Annotated in this window: 12 protein-coding genes and 1 tRNA gene; 11 read left to right on the top strand and 2 right to left on the bottom strand. The window is 70.3% G+C overall.

What is annotated here, in order from left to right; translation table 11 throughout:
• The first annotated feature begins 98 nt into the window (after window positions 1-98).
• Window positions 99-278: a putative motility protein gene (locus tag ASG52_RS11865; RefSeq protein ID WP_056243143.1), complete on the top strand. Its 180-nt coding sequence runs from the start codon at window positions 99-101 to the stop codon at window positions 276-278.
• 138 nt (window positions 279-416) lie between these two features.
• On the opposite strand, the gene ASG52_RS11860 is transcribed toward ASG52_RS11865, so the two are convergent.
• Window positions 417-491 (bottom strand) — tRNA-Thr (locus ASG52_RS11860).
• Between the two features lie 477 nt (window positions 492-968).
• On the opposite strand from ASG52_RS11860, the gene rpsT reads away from it, so the two are divergent.
• The 4 genes from rpsT (at window position 969) to recF (ending at window position 5968) form a co-directional block, all read left to right on the top strand.
• On the top strand, window positions 969-1235 hold the full coding sequence (gene rpsT / locus ASG52_RS11855; RefSeq protein ID WP_056243142.1) for a 30S ribosomal protein S20: 267 nt from the start codon (window positions 969-971) through the stop codon (window positions 1233-1235).
• A 569-nt stretch (window positions 1236-1804) separates the two neighbouring features.
• On the top strand, window positions 1805-3307 hold the full coding sequence (gene dnaA / locus ASG52_RS11850) for a chromosomal replication initiator protein DnaA (protein WP_056243140.1): 1503 nt from the start codon (window positions 1805-1807) through the stop codon (window positions 3305-3307).
• A 329-nt stretch (window positions 3308-3636) separates the two neighbouring features.
• Window positions 3637-4758: a DNA polymerase III subunit beta gene (dnaN, locus tag ASG52_RS11845; protein WP_056243135.1), complete on the top strand. Its 1122-nt coding sequence runs from the start codon at window positions 3637-3639 to the stop codon at window positions 4756-4758.
• 40 nt (window positions 4759-4798) lie between these two features.
• Window positions 4799-5968, top strand: a complete 1170-nt coding sequence (recF, locus tag ASG52_RS11840) for a DNA replication/repair protein RecF (RefSeq protein ID WP_056243133.1) — start codon at window positions 4799-4801, stop codon at window positions 5966-5968.
• Between the two features lie 17 nt (window positions 5969-5985).
• Here recF and ASG52_RS11835 read toward each other — a convergent pair whose 3' ends face one another.
• On the bottom strand, window positions 5986-6216 hold the full coding sequence (locus ASG52_RS11835) for a type II toxin-antitoxin system VapB family antitoxin (RefSeq protein ID WP_056243131.1): 231 nt from the start codon (window positions 6214-6216) through the stop codon (window positions 5986-5988).
• Window positions 6217-6310: 94 nt separating this feature from the next.
• On the opposite strand from ASG52_RS11835, the gene recQ reads away from it, so the two are divergent.
• From recQ to ASG52_RS11805, 6 genes are all read left to right on the top strand, one after another.
• The gene (gene recQ, locus ASG52_RS11830) at window positions 6311-8170 is read left to right on the top strand and encodes a DNA helicase RecQ (RefSeq protein WP_056243130.1); all 1860 of its coding nucleotides are present in this window, start codon (window positions 6311-6313) and stop codon (window positions 8168-8170) included.
• Window positions 8171-8327: 157 nt separating this feature from the next.
• Window positions 8328-9011, top strand: a complete 684-nt coding sequence (locus ASG52_RS11825; RefSeq protein ID WP_056243128.1) for a hypothetical protein — start codon at window positions 8328-8330, stop codon at window positions 9009-9011.
• 131 nt (window positions 9012-9142) lie between these two features.
• A complete protein-coding gene (recD2, locus tag ASG52_RS11820; RefSeq protein WP_056243127.1) occupies window positions 9143-11299 on the top strand; it encodes an SF1B family DNA helicase RecD2 in 2157 nt (718 codons plus the stop codon).
• A 279-nt stretch (window positions 11300-11578) separates the two neighbouring features.
• Window positions 11579-12739, top strand: coding sequence for a hypothetical protein (locus tag ASG52_RS11815; RefSeq protein WP_056243125.1), 1161 nt, complete (start codon window positions 11579-11581; stop codon window positions 12737-12739).
• A 280-nt stretch (window positions 12740-13019) separates the two neighbouring features.
• Entirely contained in the window at window positions 13020-15248 is a 2229-nt protein-coding gene (purL, locus tag ASG52_RS11810) for a phosphoribosylformylglycinamidine synthase subunit PurL (RefSeq protein WP_056243122.1), read from the top strand.
• Window positions 15249-15267: 19 nt separating this feature from the next.
• Window positions 15268-15504, top strand: a complete 237-nt coding sequence (locus ASG52_RS11805; RefSeq protein ID WP_056243120.1) for a BolA family protein — start codon at window positions 15268-15270, stop codon at window positions 15502-15504.
• Window positions 15505-15524 lie beyond the last annotated feature (20 nt).

Genomic DNA, 15524 nt, shown 5'->3' with positions numbered 1-15524 from the left:
CCGGCCGGGCCGCGTTATGGCGCGGTGCGCCGCATCCGCCAACCGGCCCGCCCGCGGGCGATACGGTTCGTTCACCGCCCCGTCCCTACGCTGTTCGCATGAGCACCATCGCCGCCCAAGCCGTCCAGATGCAGGCCGCCGCGTTCTCGCAGCAGGTCGGCACGGCCATCGCCCGTCAGCAGATCGCCACCGAGCGCTCGGTGGCGCAACTGGTCGCCCAATCGGCTTCCCCGCCGGCCCCGCCCGGCCAAGGGCAGCTTGTGGATATGAAGGTGTAGCGCGCGCCCGACAGAGAATTGCCGGGACCTCGCAAGCCGTCGCGGCCCGCGCAGCCGATGCCGTGACAGACCTGTGCAGCGTCAGCATCAAGCTGAGACGCGATGATCTCGGTGTTCAGTATTGTGGAGTGATGTGAATGGTGCTGCGAGAGAGGATTGAACTCTCGACCTCCTCATTACCAATGAGGTGCTCTACCACTGAGCTACCGCAGCGCGGGTCCGGCGGGCAGTGCCTGCGCCGAACGTGAGGGGGCATTAGCGGATCGGATCGCGCTTGGCAACGCTCCCGCCGCGGTTCGGGGACAGGAAAATCGAGGGGGCGTCGGACCCGTGATGTGACTGTCACAGTCCTGCCTTCGCAGGAGGCACGGCCGCATGCCCGGCGCGACGAGCGCCGCGCGCAGCGGCCTCGGCGTCAGCCGAGGCGTCGAGCGGAGCGAAAGCCAAGGCCGCGGATGCGGCCGCCGGCGCTTGAGGCAAGACGAAAGAGCCCCAGCGCGATCGCCGGAAGCGATCACGCTGGGGGATTTCTTGACGACGTGCGGGGGCGTCGCTATAGGACGCGCTCCGCGGCCGGTCGCTTCGAGTGACCGGACGCTTCGCCATTGCCCATCATTCAGGCTGCGCCGACCGACAGGGGGAATGCCCCAGGCTCGGATCGCGGCCGCTGCGAACAGACGAGGATGCCCCATGGCCAACACCGTGTCGGCCAAGAAGATGACCCGCAAGATCGCCAAGCGCACGGCGATCAACCGCTCGCGCACCTCGCGGATGCGTACCTTCGTCCGTAAGGTCGAGGAGGCCATCGCCTCCGGCGACCAGAACAACGCGCTCGCCGCGCTCCGCGCCGCCGAGCCGGAGATCATGCGCGCCGCCCAGCACGGCATCGTTCACAAGAACAACGCCTCGCGCAAGGTCTCGCGCCTCGCCGCTCGGGTGAAGGCCATCGCCGCCTAAGGCCCCCTCCCCGGCTCACCCGAGCCGGGCGACATCGCTACGGACGACCCGAGCCCGGCCTTGCGCCGGGCTTTTTTGTTGCCTGGAGCGACCCTCGCGCCATGCACCGGACTCTGCCGCTTCTCCACAGCGGCGGCCTGCTTGTCCCCGGATGCCTCTTGCGCCGCCCGATTCCGGCCCCGGCAAGTCTTCGTTAACCACGTATGAAATGTTAACGACTCCCGAGGTCGTGCCCGAGCGTGTAGCTTAACGAAACCTTGCGGCGTAAAGCACCCCACAAGGTCAACACCGGCCGCGCGCGAGTCTTCCCCAAGATGCCCCCACGCCTACGACTCTGGCGAAGCGCGATCACGACTCCGTGCCGGCGAAGAAGTTGTCCCCGATCGTCCCGTTGTTAGGAGAACGATAGAGGATTGTTGATACACAGCCTTCTTGAGCGACAGCCGCCGGCCTGCCCCTTGACAGCGCCGCGGAGTTCATCGGTCCCGCCCCCGAGTCGGGTGGGCCCTCTCGTTTTGTACTGCGTACGCAGCATTCCGGTCCGCCGGGCGGCTGCGAGGAGAGTTTCGATGCACCTCGACGGCAGCATGGCGGACGGCGGGAATGGCGGAGATGGGCGGGGCGTCGATGTCTCCGCCGCCTGGGGGCGGGTGAAGCGGCGCCTGCGGGCCGAACTGGGCGAGGACGTGTTCGCGAGCTGGTTCGCCCGGCTCGAACTGGAAGAGGTCTCGGGCGGCGTCGCCCGGCTGACCGTGCCGACCCGCTTCCTCAAGAGCTGGATCGAATCGCACTATCTCGATCGGGTGCTCACCACCTTCCGGGCCGAGGCCGACGGCGTCGGTCGGATCGAGGTCGGCGTGCGCGGCGCCTCGGCGCCGGTCCGCCCGGCCCCGAGCGCCGGCAAGCCGAGCCCGACCAGCGGCCCGCTGAACCGCCTCCACGCCACCGCGACCCCGGCGGCGCTCCAGGGCCCCGGCCCGATGGTCGAGACCGAGATCGCGGTGCCCCGCGGCGAGGCGGGCGCGGTCGATCTCAACGGCGCGCCGCTCGATGCGCGCCTGACCTTCGCCAGCTTCGTCGTCGGCCGCTCCAACGCGCTGGCGCATGCCGCGGCCGAGCGCGTCGCCCGCAACGACGGCGAGGGCGCGCTCTACAACCCGCTCTACGTCCATGCCGGCGTGGGCCTGGGCAAGACCCACCTGCTGCACGCCGCCGGCCACGCCGCCCGCGAGGCGGGCCGCCGCGTCATCTACCTGACCGCCGACCGCTTCATGTATGGCTTCGTCAACGCCCTGAAGACCCAGAGCGCGCTGGCCTTCAAGGAGAAGCTGCGGGCGATCGATCTGCTCATCCTCGACGACGTGCAGTTCATCCAGGGCAAGTCGATCCAGACGGAGTTCGGCCACACGCTGAACGCCCTGATCGATTCCGGCCGCCAGGTCGTCGTCGCCTCAGACCGTCCGCCGACGGAGCTGGAGACCCTGGACGAGCGGGTGCGCTCGCGCCTCGCGGGCGGCCTCGTGGTCGAGATCGGCAACCTCGACGAGGGCTTGCGCACCTCGATCCTCTCGGCCCGGCTCGCTGCGGTCCGCCAGAGCCACCCGAACTTCGAGGTCTCGCCCCAGGTCTCGGCCTACGTGGCCCGCGCCATCACGGCCAACGGCCGCGACCTCGAAGGCGCGGTCAACCGGCTGCTCGCCCACGCCACGCTCACCGGCGCGCCGGTGACGGTCGAGACCGCGGAATCGGCGATCCGCGACCTCGTGAAGAACCGCGAGCCCAAGCGCGTGAAGATCGAGGACATCCAGAAGCTGGTGGCCTCGCGCTACAACGTCTCGCGCTCCGACATCCTGTCCGAGCGCCGCACCGCCGCCGTGGTCAAGCCGCGCCAGATCGCCATGTACCTGTCGAAGGTCCTGACGCTGCGCTCGCTCCCCGAGATCGGCCGCCGCTTCGGCGGGCGCGACCACACCACGGTGCTCCACGCCGTGCGCAAGATCGAGAAGCAGATCGGCGAGGACGCGGTGCTGGGCGATGAGGTCGAGCTGCTGAAGCGCATGCTTCAGGATTGAGGGGCTCCACCCTCATTCCGGGGCGCGAAGCGAGCCCGGACCCGGAGGGGCGCGCCGGAGGCGTGCAATCCACCCGTAATGCGACGCTGAACGAGGCGTCGCGGCCAGTCGTGGATTCCGGGTTCGCCTGCGGCGCCCCGGAATGACCGCGTCGGTGAATGAGGCTGCGCACTCGTCGAGCTTCGGTGCTCGCGGAGACGGGACAGACCTTTCCACGCCCTTGCCTTCACGGGGGCGCTTCGCCAAGCTGTGCGGCCCCTCCCCGCTCACGGCTCCGGGCCGAGCCTCCGAGCGGGCGGGCTTCGTTGCGAGAGATCACGGGTTCATCGATGAGAGTCACTGTCGAGCGCGCGGCCCTCCTCAGATCGCTCGGCCACGTGCACCGGGTGGTGGAGCGGCGCAACACCATCCCGATCCTCTCCAACGTCCTGCTGCGCACCGCCGAGAACGGCCTGCAGCTCAAGGCGACCGACCTCGACATCGAGGTGACCGAGACCGTGCCGGCCGACGTGCTGGACGCGGGCGCCACCACCGTGCCGGCCCACGTCATCTACGACATCGTCCGCAAGCTCCCCGACGGCGCGCAGGTTTCCCTCGAGACCTCCGGCGAGACCGGGCAGATGACCATCCGCTCCGGCCGCTCGCGCTTCGCGCTCGGCGCGCTCCCCGAGGGCGACTTCCCCGATCTCGCCGCGGGCGAGCTGCCGCATTCCTTCTCGATTCCCGCCTCCGAGCTGAAGCTGCTGATCGAAAAAACCCAGTTCGCGATCTCGACCGAGGAGACGCGCTACTACCTCAACGGCATCTATCTCCACACGATAGAGGTCGAGGGTGAGGCCAAGCTCCGCGCGGTCGCCACCGACGGTCACCGGCTCGCCCGCGTCGAGACCGTGGCGCCCGAGGGCAGCCGGGGGATGCCGGGCATCATCGTGCCGCGCAAGGCGGTCGCCGAGATCATCAAGCTCGTGGACGACGGCGGCGAGAGCATCGCGGTCGAACTCTCGCCGGCCAAGATCCGCCTCACCTTCGCGGGCGGCGTGACGCTGATCTCGAAGCTGATCGACGGCACCTTCCCGGACTACCAGCGCGTCATCCCGACCGGCAACGACAAGCGCCTGACGGTGGAGCGCGACGCCTTCGCCCGCGCGGTCGATCGCGTCTCGACCATCTCGTCCGAGCGCGGGCGCGCCGTGAAGCTCTCGGTGATGGAGGGGCGCCTCGCCCTCTCGGTGACCAACCCGGATGCCGGCTCCGCGACCGAGGAGTTGGATGCCGACTACGAGGCGTCCGCCCTCGATATCGGCTTCAACGCCCGCTACCTCCTCGACATCACCGCCCAGCTCCAGGGCGACACCGCCCTGTTCAAGCTCGCCGATCCGGGTTCGCCCACCCTGATCCAGGACCGCGAGGGCGCGCCCGCGCTCTACGTGCTGATGCCGATGCGGGTGTGAGGCCGCTTCCGGCCCGCGCCGGATCGGCTATATCGCCGCGATGGACATCGCCGCGACGGACATGCCGCCGGGAGGCACACGCCTCACCCGCCTGATCGCCCGCGACTTCCGCAACCACGTCGATCTCGACCTCTCGACCGCGCGTCGCTTCGTGGCGCTGGTCGGCGAGAACGGCGCGGGCAAGACCAACGTGCTGGAGGCGGTCTCGCTGTTCTGCCCCGGCCGGGGCCTGCGCCGGGCCGACCTCGCCACCATGGCGCGGGTCACCGGCCCCGGCGGCTTCGCGGTGTCGGTGACGCTCGACAGCGGCGAGGCCGAGCACCGGCTCGGCACCGGCTACGAGCCGCCCGTCTACGAGGCGCGCGGCACGCGGGTCTGCCGCATCGACGGGGCGGCGGCGCCTTCGCCCGTCGCCTTCTCGGAATTCCTGCGGGTCGTTTGGCTCACCCCCGATCTCGACGGGCTGTTCCGCGGCCCCGCGGGCGACCGGCGGCGCTTCCTCGACCGATTGGTCCTCGCGGTCGATGCCAGCCACGGCGCCCGCGTCTCGGCGATGGAGCGGGCGCTGCGCTCGCGCAACCGTCTGCTCGACGAGCGCCCGGACGACGGCCGCTGGCTCGACGCGGTCGAGCGCGAAGTGGCCGAACTCGGCGTCGCCGTGGCGCTCGCCCGCCGCGAGACCGCCGAGCGCCTCGACCGGCTGATCGCCGAGACGCGGGACGACGCCGCCCCCTTCCCCTGGGCCTCGGTGCGGCTGGAGGGCGACCTCGACGACCTCGTCGCGGTCTGGCCGGCCCTGGAGGCCGAGGACCGGTTCCGCCGCGCCCTGATGCAGGGCCGCCACCGCGACCGCGCCGCGGGCCGCACGCTGATCGGGCCCCAGACCACCGACCTCGTCGTGCGCCACGGCCCCAAGGACGTGCCGGCGGCCACCGCCTCCACCGGCGAGCAGAAGGCGCTGCTGATCGGCCTCGTCCTGGCGCATGCGCGCCTCGTGCGCGCCATGAGCGGGCTCTCGCCGCTGATTCTCCTCGACGAGGTCGCCGCTCATCTCGATCCGCGCCGGCGCGGCGGATTGTTCGATGCGCTGGAAGCGCTGGAGAGCCAGGTGTGGATGACTGGGGCCGACCCGGCGCTGTTCGGCGAGCTGGAAGGCCGCGCCGACCTCGTGCGCGTCGCCGACGGACGGATTCTTTTGGGCGACGGGTGAGGCGGTGGGGGAGCGCATCAGGGCTCGCCGCTCAACGCGTCGTAGAACGCCTTGTCGGTCTTCAGGCCTGTCTTGGGCCATGCGGCGAACGCGTCTTGGATCGGCTTAATCCGCTCGGCCAGCGACCCTTCGCGTCGTTGCAGCTCGTGGGCGAGTGCCATACGCACCGCCTCCTCCTTGTCGACCCGCGCGACCGAGGCCAGCCGCTCGGCGAGCCGGTCGATCTCGTCGTCGATCGTCAGGGACATGGCCGGGTGCCTCGCGCGGCTGCGATGAGTTAGAAGGCGTGCGGCGCGCGGGCAAGCGCGCCGGCCCTCCCTCCCCTTGAGCCTCCGAGACCCCATGTCCGCTCGCCTCGCCGAGGCCCGTGCCGCGCTCCAGAAGACCTTCGGCTACGACGATTTCCGGCCTGGGCAGGACGAGGTGATCGGCGCCGTGCTCGACGGCGAGGACGTGTTCGCCGTGATGCCGACGGGCTCGGGCAAGTCGATGACCTACCAGCTGCCCGCGCTGGTCGATGACGGGCTGACCGTGGTGGTCTCGCCCCTGATCGCGCTGATGCACGATCAGGTGCAGCAGATGCACGCCTTCGGCATCGAGGCCGCGACCCTCAACTCGACCATCGCCGAGACGGCGTCCCGCGAGACGTGGCGCAAGATCCGTTCACGCGAACTGCGTCTCCTCTTCGTCTCGCCCGAGCGGCTCCTGATGGACGGCTGCATGGACGCGCTGCAGAGCGCGGGCGTGCGCCGGCTCGCCGTGGACGAGGCGCACTGCGTCTCGCAATGGGGCCACGACTTCCGGCCCGAATACCGCGAGATCGCCCGCGCCCGCGAGGCGCTCGGCAACGTGCAGACGCTGGCGCTCACGGCGACGGCGGATGCCGCCACCCGCGCCGAGATCGCCGAGCGGCTGTTTCCCGCCGGGCGGCCTCCAAAAACCTTCGTCCACTCCTTCGACCGGCCGAACATCCGCCTGACCTTCCAGCCGAAGGACAACCCGACGCGGCAGCTGGCGCGTTTCCTGAAGGATCGGCGCTCGGAGAGCGGCATCATCTACTGCTCGTCGCGCAAGCGCGTGGAGCAACTGGCCGACACGCTGAAGGGCGACGGCTTCAACGCCCTGCCCTACCATGCCGGCCTCGACCAGGGCACGCGGGCGCGCAATCAGGACACGTTCCTGCAGGAGGACGGGGTGGTGATGACCGCTACCATCGCCTTCGGCATGGGCATCAACAAGCCGGACGTGCGCTACGTCTGCCACGCCGACATGCCGACCAACATTGAGGGCTATTATCAGGAGATCGGCCGCGCCGGGCGCGACGGGCTGCCCTCCGACACGCTGACCCTCTACGGCCTCGACGACATGGCTTTGCGCCGCCGCCAGATCGACGAGAAGGAGATTCCGGACGAGCGCCGCCGGGTCGAGCGGCGCAAGCTCGAGGCGATGATCGGCCTGTGCGAGGGCGCGGTGTGCCGCCGTCAGTCGCTGCTCGGCTATTTCGGCGAGGCGAGCGCCCCTTGCGGCCGGTGCGACCTCTGCCGCGGCGGCGTCTCGCTCATCGACGGCACGGTCAGCGCCCAGAAACTGCTCTCGGCGATCGTGCGCACCGGGCAGCGCTTCGGCGCCGCTTACGTCTGCGACGTGGTGCACGGCAAGGAGAGCGAGCCGATCCGCCGCAACGGCCACACGGCGCTCAAGACCTTCGGGGTCGGCGCCGACAAGCCGGTGGCGGCGTGGCGCGCGCTCCTGCGCCAGCTCTTCGCCGCCGGGGCGGTGGCCGAGAACACCGACGGCTATGGCGGCCTCGTCATGACCGAGAAGGGCGAGGCGATCCTGTTCGGCCGCGAGACCGTGCAGGTGCGCTTCGATCCCGAGCCGAAGAAGGCCGAGCCGAGGAGCCGCCGCGCGACCCGCAGCGAGGACGCCACGGACGGGCTGAACGAGGCCGACGAGGCGCTGTTCCAGCATCTGCGGGGCCTGCGCGCCACCATCGCCCGTGCGGAGGGGATCGCCGCCTTCATGGTGTTTCCCGATCGGACGCTCATCGAGATGGCCCGCGGCAAGCCGGTCGATCTCTGGGCGCTGCGCTCGATCCACGGCGTCGGCGAACGCAAGCGCGAGGCCTACGGCGAGCGGTTCACCGATGCGATCCGCGAGTTCTTGAGCGATGCCGCGGGCGCTCGCGGCGCGCCGGGCTGAGGCGCCCACTCAACAGGCTTATCCACAGGCACCAGCGACCCGCCGCCGCAGGCGGGCGCGTTGCCTCGTCCACACTTATCCACATATAAATCGTCAACAGAACAAAACACGAACGAGCGCCGCCGCGCATCCCATCACGGGCCTCAGGGACCTCACCATGAGAACCGCAGACAAGCAGATCGCCGACATCCTCGTGCGCTACGGCGAGCCCTTCGCGGGCAATGTCTGGCGCGTGCAGGGCACCGCCGTGATCTACCACAAGACGCTGGAGCGGATCGCCGCCCACACCCGCCTCCGCTTCGACCCGCCGACGCTGATCCGCTCGGAGCGCGACGAGGCGGTGATCCTCGTGACCGGCCGGATGCCCGGCGAGAAGGCGGGCGAGGAGCGGATCGAGTGGTCGATCGGCGAAGCTTTGGTGAACGTGAACTACCGCGTCTCGGGCCGTCAGGCGGCCTATGTCTACGCCATGGCCGAGAAGCGGGCCAAGGACCGGGTCATCCTCAAGCTGATCGAGCTGCACGGCCTCGTCTATTCCGAGGAGGAGGCCGACGAGTTCCGCCAGACCCACGGTGTGCCGATCCGCGCGGTGGACGAGGATTACGACGCCCCGCCCGCCTTCGACGAGGTGACCGAGCAGGAGGCCGACCTGAAGCGCCTGATCGACGAGGCCGAGTCGATCAACGCCGTCACCGACTTGATGCTCGACGAGCGCACCCAAGGCATCCTCAACGCCATGCCGAACGGCACCCGCGAGGAGGTGCGCGACTACGCCAAGGCCCGCCTGCGCGCGCTCGGCTGGCCACCGGCCAAGAAGCCCGCCCGCGGACGCGCCGCGTAAGTCCGGGGTTCCCAAAGGGATCATCCCTTTGGCGGGGTTTGGGGCGGAGCCCCATGATGGCTTCGCCGACCAGGGCTCTGCCCTGGACCCGCGAAAGGACGCGTCCTTTCGAAACCTGAATAGGGTCACCCATGGATGTGCTGGCGGGTTCGGTCGAGCGGGTGACCTTCCACAGCGCCGAGACCGGCTTCTGCGTGCTCAAGGTCCACGCGCGCGGCAAGCGCGAACTTGTGCCGGTCGTGGGCCATGCGCCGGCCATCGCCGCGGGCGAGTGGATGACGGCGTCCGGCCGCTGGACCACCGACGGCGAGCACGGACTTCAGTTCCGCGCCGAGACGTTGCAGGTCACCCCGCCCACGGGGATCGAGGGCATCGAGCGCTACCTTGCCTCGGGGCAGATGCGCGGCATCGGTCCGCTCATGGCCAAGCGCATCGTCGCGGCCTTTGGCGAGATGGTGTTCGAGATCGTCGAGGCCGAGCCCGGCCGCCTCACCGAGGTCGAGGGCATCGGCAAGACCCGCGCGGCCCGGATCGTGAAGGGCTGGGCCGAGCAGCGGGCCGTGCGGGAGATCATGATCTTCCTGCACGCCCACGGCGTCGGCACCGCGCGGGCCACCCGCATCTTTCGGACTTACGGCCAGGATTCCCTGAAGGTCATGGCCGAGGACCCGTATCGGCTCGCCCGCGACATCCGCGGCATCGGCTTTCGGACCGCGGACGCCATCGCGATCCGGCTCGGCCTCGCCCCCGAGGCGCCGCAGCGGCTCGCTGCCGGGATCAGCTACGCGCTCCAGAAGGCGATGGACGAGGGCCATTGCGGGCTCCCCGTCGCGGCGCTGGTGCGCTCGGCCGCCGAACTGCTCGAAGTCGGCCCCGACCTCGTGCGCTGCGCCGCCGCGCTCGCGCTCCGTGAAGGCCGCGAGGTCGTGGCCGACACGCTGTCCGGTGAGTCGTGCCTGTTCCTGAAAGGACTGCACGGGGCCGAGCGGGCGATGGCCGCCCACCTCCTCGACCGCGCCGCCGGCGCGCCGCCCTGGCCATCGATCGATTTGGCCCTGGCTCGCCCGTGGGTCGAGGCCAGGACCGGCAAGGCGCTCTCCGCCTCCCAGGCCGAGGCCGTGGGCCTCGCTCTCTCCAAGAAGTTGTGCGTGCTGACCGGCGGGCCCGGCGTCGGCAAGACCAGCACGCTGGACGCGATCCTGCGCATCCTCACCGCCAAGGGCGTGCGCGTGCTGCTCGCCGCCCCGACTGGCCGCGCCGCCAAGCGCATGGCCGAGCAGACGGGCATCGAGGCGCGCACGATCCATCGCCTGCTGGAGATCGATCCGCGCAACGGCGGCTTCCAGCGCGACGAGGCGAATCCCCTCGACGCCGACCTCGTCGTCATCGACGAGACCTCCATGGTCGACGTGCCGCTGATGCACGCGCTGCTCAAGGCGGTGCCGGAGCGCGCCGCCCTGATCCTCGTCGGCGATGTCGATCAGCTGCCCTCGGTCGGGCCGGGGCAGGTGCTCTCCGACGTCATCGCCTCGGGCCGCGTGCCGGTGGCCCGCCTCACCGAGATCTTTCGGCAGGCCGCCGAGAGCCGGATCGTCACCAGCGCCCACCGGGTCAACACCGGCCGCCGGCCCGAGGCGCCGCCGCGGGGCGAGACAAGCGACTTCCACATCGTCGAGATCGACGAGCCCGAGGCCGGGCTCGATACCCTGGTCGAGCTGGTGGCCCGCCGCATTCCCCGCCGCTTCGGCCTCGATCCGGCCCGCGACATCCAGGTGCTGACGCCGATGATCCGCGGTACGATGGGGAGCCGCAACCTCAACCACCGGCTCCAGGCGGTGCTGAACCCCGATCCGCCGGTCCTCGTCGAGCGCTTCGGCTGGCGCTTCGCCCCCGGCGACCGGGTGATGGAGACCCGCAACGACTACGACCGCGACGTGTTCAACGGCGATCTCGGCACGGTCGCCGCCCTCGATAGGGCGGAGGAGACCCTGAGCGTCGATTTCGACGGGCGCTTGGTGGTCTATCCCTTCGCCGAACTGGATACGCTGGTGCCGGCCTTCGCCACCACGATCCACAAGGCGCAGGGCTCGGAATATCCGGCGGTGGTGATCCCGGTGGTGACGCAGCACCGCACGATGCTGGCGCGCAACCTGCTCTATACCGGGCTGACCCGCGGGCGGCGCCTCGTCGTGCTGGTCGGCCAGCCCCGGGCGATCCGCATGGCGGTGCAGGACGGCACCGTCCGCCGCCGCTGGACCAAGCTCAGGGAATGGCTGGAGGCGGGTTGAGTGTGGCGGTCTTTCACCCACCGCCGTCATTCCGGGGCGCCGAAGGCGAACCCGGAATCCACCCGTGATGCGCGGCTCCATGAAGCGCTGCGGCCCGTCGTGGATTCCGGGTTCCGCTGCGCGGCCCCGGAATGACGGCGGTGATTCGGAAGCCCGAGGCGTTGCCCTTTTGCCCTCGCCGCGCCCGCTTGCCATCGTGTAGGCCAGCGGGACCGGCCGCCGGCCGCATCTCGGAAAAGAAGGCAGCCCGCCATTTCCCGCCCCGATTCTTCCGAGCCGGTGCGGCAGGTCTTCTACCTGCCGGGCTTCGACCCGCGCGAACCCGAGACCTATTGGGGCCTGTTTCGCCGCGAGAGCCGCATCACCTCCGAGCGCCACGGCATCCGCATCGCCGTGAGCGAGCCGGTGCGCGCAGGCGACGACATCAGCCTCGATTGGGACGTGAGGAGCGAGATCGACGGCGCGACGACGCGGGTGCGCTACAGCCTGCTGCGCTGGGACGATATCGTGCGCGCCCGCTTCCCCCGCACCAACCTGCGCCGTCTCGCCGCGGTGCCCGTCCTGTGGTGGCGGCTGTGGCGCAGCGGCTATCTCAAGGCGTTTCGGCGCGAGGCGCGGCGCTTCCACCGCGTCATCCTCGGCGTCCATCTGCTGTATGTCGCCTTCGTGGTGTTGAGCCTCGTGCTGGCAACCGCTTTGGTGTCGTTCGCGCCCCTTCCCGGCCTCGCCCAGGCGGTCCTCGTCCCGTTGCTGGCCTACGCGATCCTCGGCCTCGTCATGCGCGTGACGCGGGGTAAGCCCCTCTACGTCGCGCATCTCGTCGACGACACCGCCTTCACCCACGACCACGCCTCGGGCCGCGAGCCGGCGATGCACCGGCGGCTCGACCCCTGGGCCGAGCGCATCCGTGCCGCCGAGGGACAGGCCTCCGAGATCGTGGTGATCGGCCATTCCTCGTCGAGCTTCCTCGCGCTGGAGGCCCTCGACCGCGCCCTGGCGCAGGACCCCGGCTTCGGCAGCCGCGGCACCCCGGTGACGCTGGTGACCATCGGCAGCGTGATCCCCTGGATCACCCTCGACGCGCAGGCCGAGAAACCGCGCGCCGCGCTCGCCCGGATCGGCGCCGAGACGCGCTTCGGTTGGCTCGATGTCCGCGCCAAATGGGACTGGCTGTCGATCCACCTGCGCGATCCGCTGAGCGCCTCTGGCCTCACCGCCCCGCCGCCGGGGCGCATCGCGTTCCTGCGGGTGTCGATCGAGGACCTGATCGAGCCCGAGATCGTCGCGCGGCGGCGCTGGAACCTGTTTCGGATGCATTTCCAACTGCTGATGTCGAGCCGAGCGCCCGGCGCCTTCGACTACGCCGCCTTCGTGGCCGGGCCCGAGCCGGTCCACGCGGCGGTCGCCCGCCTCGCGGCGCCGCCCAAGACTGCTGCCTGATGCGCGAAGCGCCGGAGGGTCGAAGTTTGACGGCCCGCGGCGGCCCCCGCTCAAGGCCGAGCGAGCTTGCCCCTTCCGGGTCGTTCGAGGAATCGTGAGGAAAAGCCGGACCGCCTCGCGCGCGATCCTCTTGCGATGCGGTTCGGCGTTTGCAGCGGCTCCCGTTCCGCTCTAGAGCGGAGCCCGCGTCGTGCCAGCCTCATATGGGGTAGGTCGCGAGTCCGGCGGGGCGGCGGAGCCGTTGCGGCTTTCGCACGTAGGTTTTGAGCAAAGGCTGCGGATGTTTCGCAACGACGTTCCGATCACTCCCGAGCTCGTGCGCCAGCACGGTCTGACGCCGGACGAGTACGAACGCTTCCGCGCGCTGGTCGGCCGCGAGCCGACGCTGACCGAACTCGGCATCGTTTCGGCGATGTGGAACGAGCACTGCTCCTACAAGTCCTCGCGCAAGCATCTGCGCGGCCTGCCGACTTCTGCCCCGTGGGTGATCCAGGGCCCCGGCGAGAACGCGGGCGTCATCGATATCGGCGACGGGCTGGCCTGCGTCTTCAAGATGGAGAGCCACAACCACCCGAGCTTCATCGAGCCGTACCAGGGCGCGGCGACCGGCGTCGGCGGCATCCTTCGCGACGTGTTCACCATGGGCGCGCGTCCGATCGCGGCGCTGAACGCGCTCCGCTTCGGCTCGCCGGATCATCCGCGCACCCGCCACCTCGTCTCGGGCGTCGTCGCGGGCGTGGGCGGCTACGGCAATTCCTTCGGCGTGCCGACGGTCGGCGGCCTCGTCGGCTTCCATCGCCGCTACGACGGCAACATCCTCGTCAACGCCATGGCGGTCGGCCTCGCCCGCACGGACGCGATCTTCTACGCCGCGGCGACCGGCGTCGGGAACCCGATCGTCTATCTCGGCTCCAAGACCGGCCGCGACGGCATCCACGGCGCCACCATGGCGTCGGCCGAGTTCGATGAGGCCAGCGAGTCGAAGCGCCCGACCGTGCAGGTCGGCGACCCCTTCGCGGAAAAGCTGCTGCTGGAAGCCTGCCTGGAGTTGATGGCGTCCGGCGCCGTCATCGCGATCCAGGACATGGGCGCGGCGGGGCTGACCTGCTCGGCGGTCGAGATGGGCGCCAAGGGCGATCTCGGCGTCGAGCTGCATCTCGAAAAGGTGCCGACCCGCGAAGAGGGCATGACCCCCTACGAGATGATGCTGTCCGAGAGCCAGGAGCGCATGCTCATGGTCCTCAAGCCCGGCATGGAGGCGGAGGCGCAGGCCATCTTCGTGAAGTGGGGCCTCGACTTCGCGGTCATCGGCCACACCACCGACACGCTCCGCTTCGTCATCAAGCACAACGGCGAGACCGTCGCCAACCTGCCGATCAAGGAACTCGGCGACGAGGCTCCCCTCTATGACCGGCCCCACATCGCCAACACCCACCAGCCGGTCATCGCCGCCGCGGAGGTCGCTGCGCCGATCTCGAACGCCGAGGCGCTTAAAGTGCTGATCGGCTCGCCGGAACTCGCCTCCAAGCGCTGGGTCTACGAGCAGTACGACCACTTCATCCTCGGCAACACCGTGCAGAAGCCGGGCGGCGACGCCGCCATCGTGCGCATCGAGGACGGCCCGAAGGGGCTCGCCATCGCCACCGACGTGACGCCGCGCTACTGCGAGGCCGACCCGGTCGAGGGCGGGCGTCAGGCGGTCGCCGAGGTGTGGCGCAACATCACCGCGGTGGGCGGGCGCCCGCTGGCCATCACCGACAACCTCAACTTCGGCAATCCGGAGAAGCCCGAGGTGATGGGCCAGCTCGTCGGCTGCCTCAAGGGCATCGGCGAGGCCTGCCTCGCCCTCGACTTCCCCGTCGTGTCCGGCAACGTCTCGCTCTACAACGAGACCAACGGCGTCGGCATCCTGCCGACCCCGACCATCGGCGGCGTCGGCGTCCTCGACGACATCGAGCGCCACGCCACCCTCTCGCTCAAGCGCGAGGGCGACGTACTGGTGCTGATCGGGCGCACGCAAGGGTGGCTCGGCCAGTCGCTCTACCTTTCGGAGATCGCCGGCCGCGAGGAAGGCGCCCCGCCGCCCGTCGATCTCGCCACCGAGCGCAAGGCCGGCGACTTCGTGCGCAGCCTCATTCTTTCCGGCCTCGCCGACACCGTCCACGACCTCTCCGACGGCGGCCTCGCGGTCGCGGTCGCCGAGATGGCGATGGCCGGCGGGATCGGCGCGACGCTCCCCGCGGTGCCGGACGGCGCGCTGCCGCCCCACGCCTACCTGTTCGGCGAGGACCAGGGGCGCTACCTGATCGCACTCCCGGCGGAAGCGGCGGCCGACCTCCTCTACAGCGCCTCGGCCCAGGGGATCGATGCCGCGACAATCGGCATCGTCGGCGGCGACGGCTTGGTGCTGCCGGGCGAGGAGAGCATATCGGTGGCCGATCTGAAGGCCGCCCACGAGGACTGGTTCCCGGCCTACATGGCGAGCCAGCCGGCCGCCCCGGCCGCCTGACGAGAACGGGAGAGACCCCATGCCGATGGATGCGCGCGAGATCGAGTCGATGATCCGCGAGGCGCTGCCCGATGCCCATGTCGAGATCAAGGATCTCGCCGGCGACGGCGACCACTACGCCGCGACCGTCATCTCCACCGCCTTCAAGGGCAAGACCCGCGTCGCCCAGCATCAGATGGTCTACGGCGCGCTCCAGGGGCGCATGGGCGGCGTGCTCCACGCCCTTGCGCTGACCACGGGCGTCCCCCAGGATTAGGGCATCCACCGAACGAAGCG

The sequence above is a fragment of the Methylobacterium sp. Leaf456 genome, assembly GCF_001425465.1.
Classification (GTDB): Bacteria; Pseudomonadota; Alphaproteobacteria; order Rhizobiales; family Beijerinckiaceae; genus Methylobacterium.
This window is presented reverse-complemented; position numbering and strand designations above follow the sequence as displayed.

Excerpts from the sequence above, each read along its gene's own strand:
- dnaN (WP_056243135.1), top strand. The coding sequence starts at position 3,637 with ATGAGAGTCACTGTCGAGCGCGCGGCCCTCCTCAGATCGCTCGGCCAC.
- recF (WP_056243133.1), top strand. The coding sequence starts at position 4,799 with ATGGACATCGCCGCGACGGACATGCCGCCGGGAGGCACACGCCTCACC.
- rpsT (WP_056243142.1), top strand. The coding sequence starts at position 969 with ATGGCCAACACCGTGTCGGCCAAGAAGATGACCCGCAAGATCGCCAAG.
- ASG52_RS11805 (WP_056243120.1), top strand. The coding sequence starts at position 15,268 with ATGCCGATGGATGCGCGCGAGATCGAGTCGATGATCCGCGAGGCGCTG.
- ASG52_RS11835 (WP_056243131.1), bottom strand. The coding sequence starts at position 6,216 with ATGTCCCTGACGATCGACGACGAGATCGACCGGCTCGCCGAGCGGCTG.
- dnaA (WP_056243140.1), top strand. The coding sequence starts at position 1,805 with ATGCACCTCGACGGCAGCATGGCGGACGGCGGGAATGGCGGAGATGGG.
- purL (WP_056243122.1), top strand. The coding sequence starts at position 13,020 with ATGTTTCGCAACGACGTTCCGATCACTCCCGAGCTCGTGCGCCAGCAC.
- recQ (WP_056243130.1), top strand. The coding sequence starts at position 6,311 with ATGTCCGCTCGCCTCGCCGAGGCCCGTGCCGCGCTCCAGAAGACCTTC.
- recD2 (WP_056243127.1), top strand. The coding sequence starts at position 9,143 with ATGGATGTGCTGGCGGGTTCGGTCGAGCGGGTGACCTTCCACAGCGCC.
- ASG52_RS11865 (WP_056243143.1), top strand. The coding sequence starts at position 99 with ATGAGCACCATCGCCGCCCAAGCCGTCCAGATGCAGGCCGCCGCGTTC.
- ASG52_RS11825 (WP_056243128.1), top strand. The coding sequence starts at position 8,328 with ATGAGAACCGCAGACAAGCAGATCGCCGACATCCTCGTGCGCTACGGC.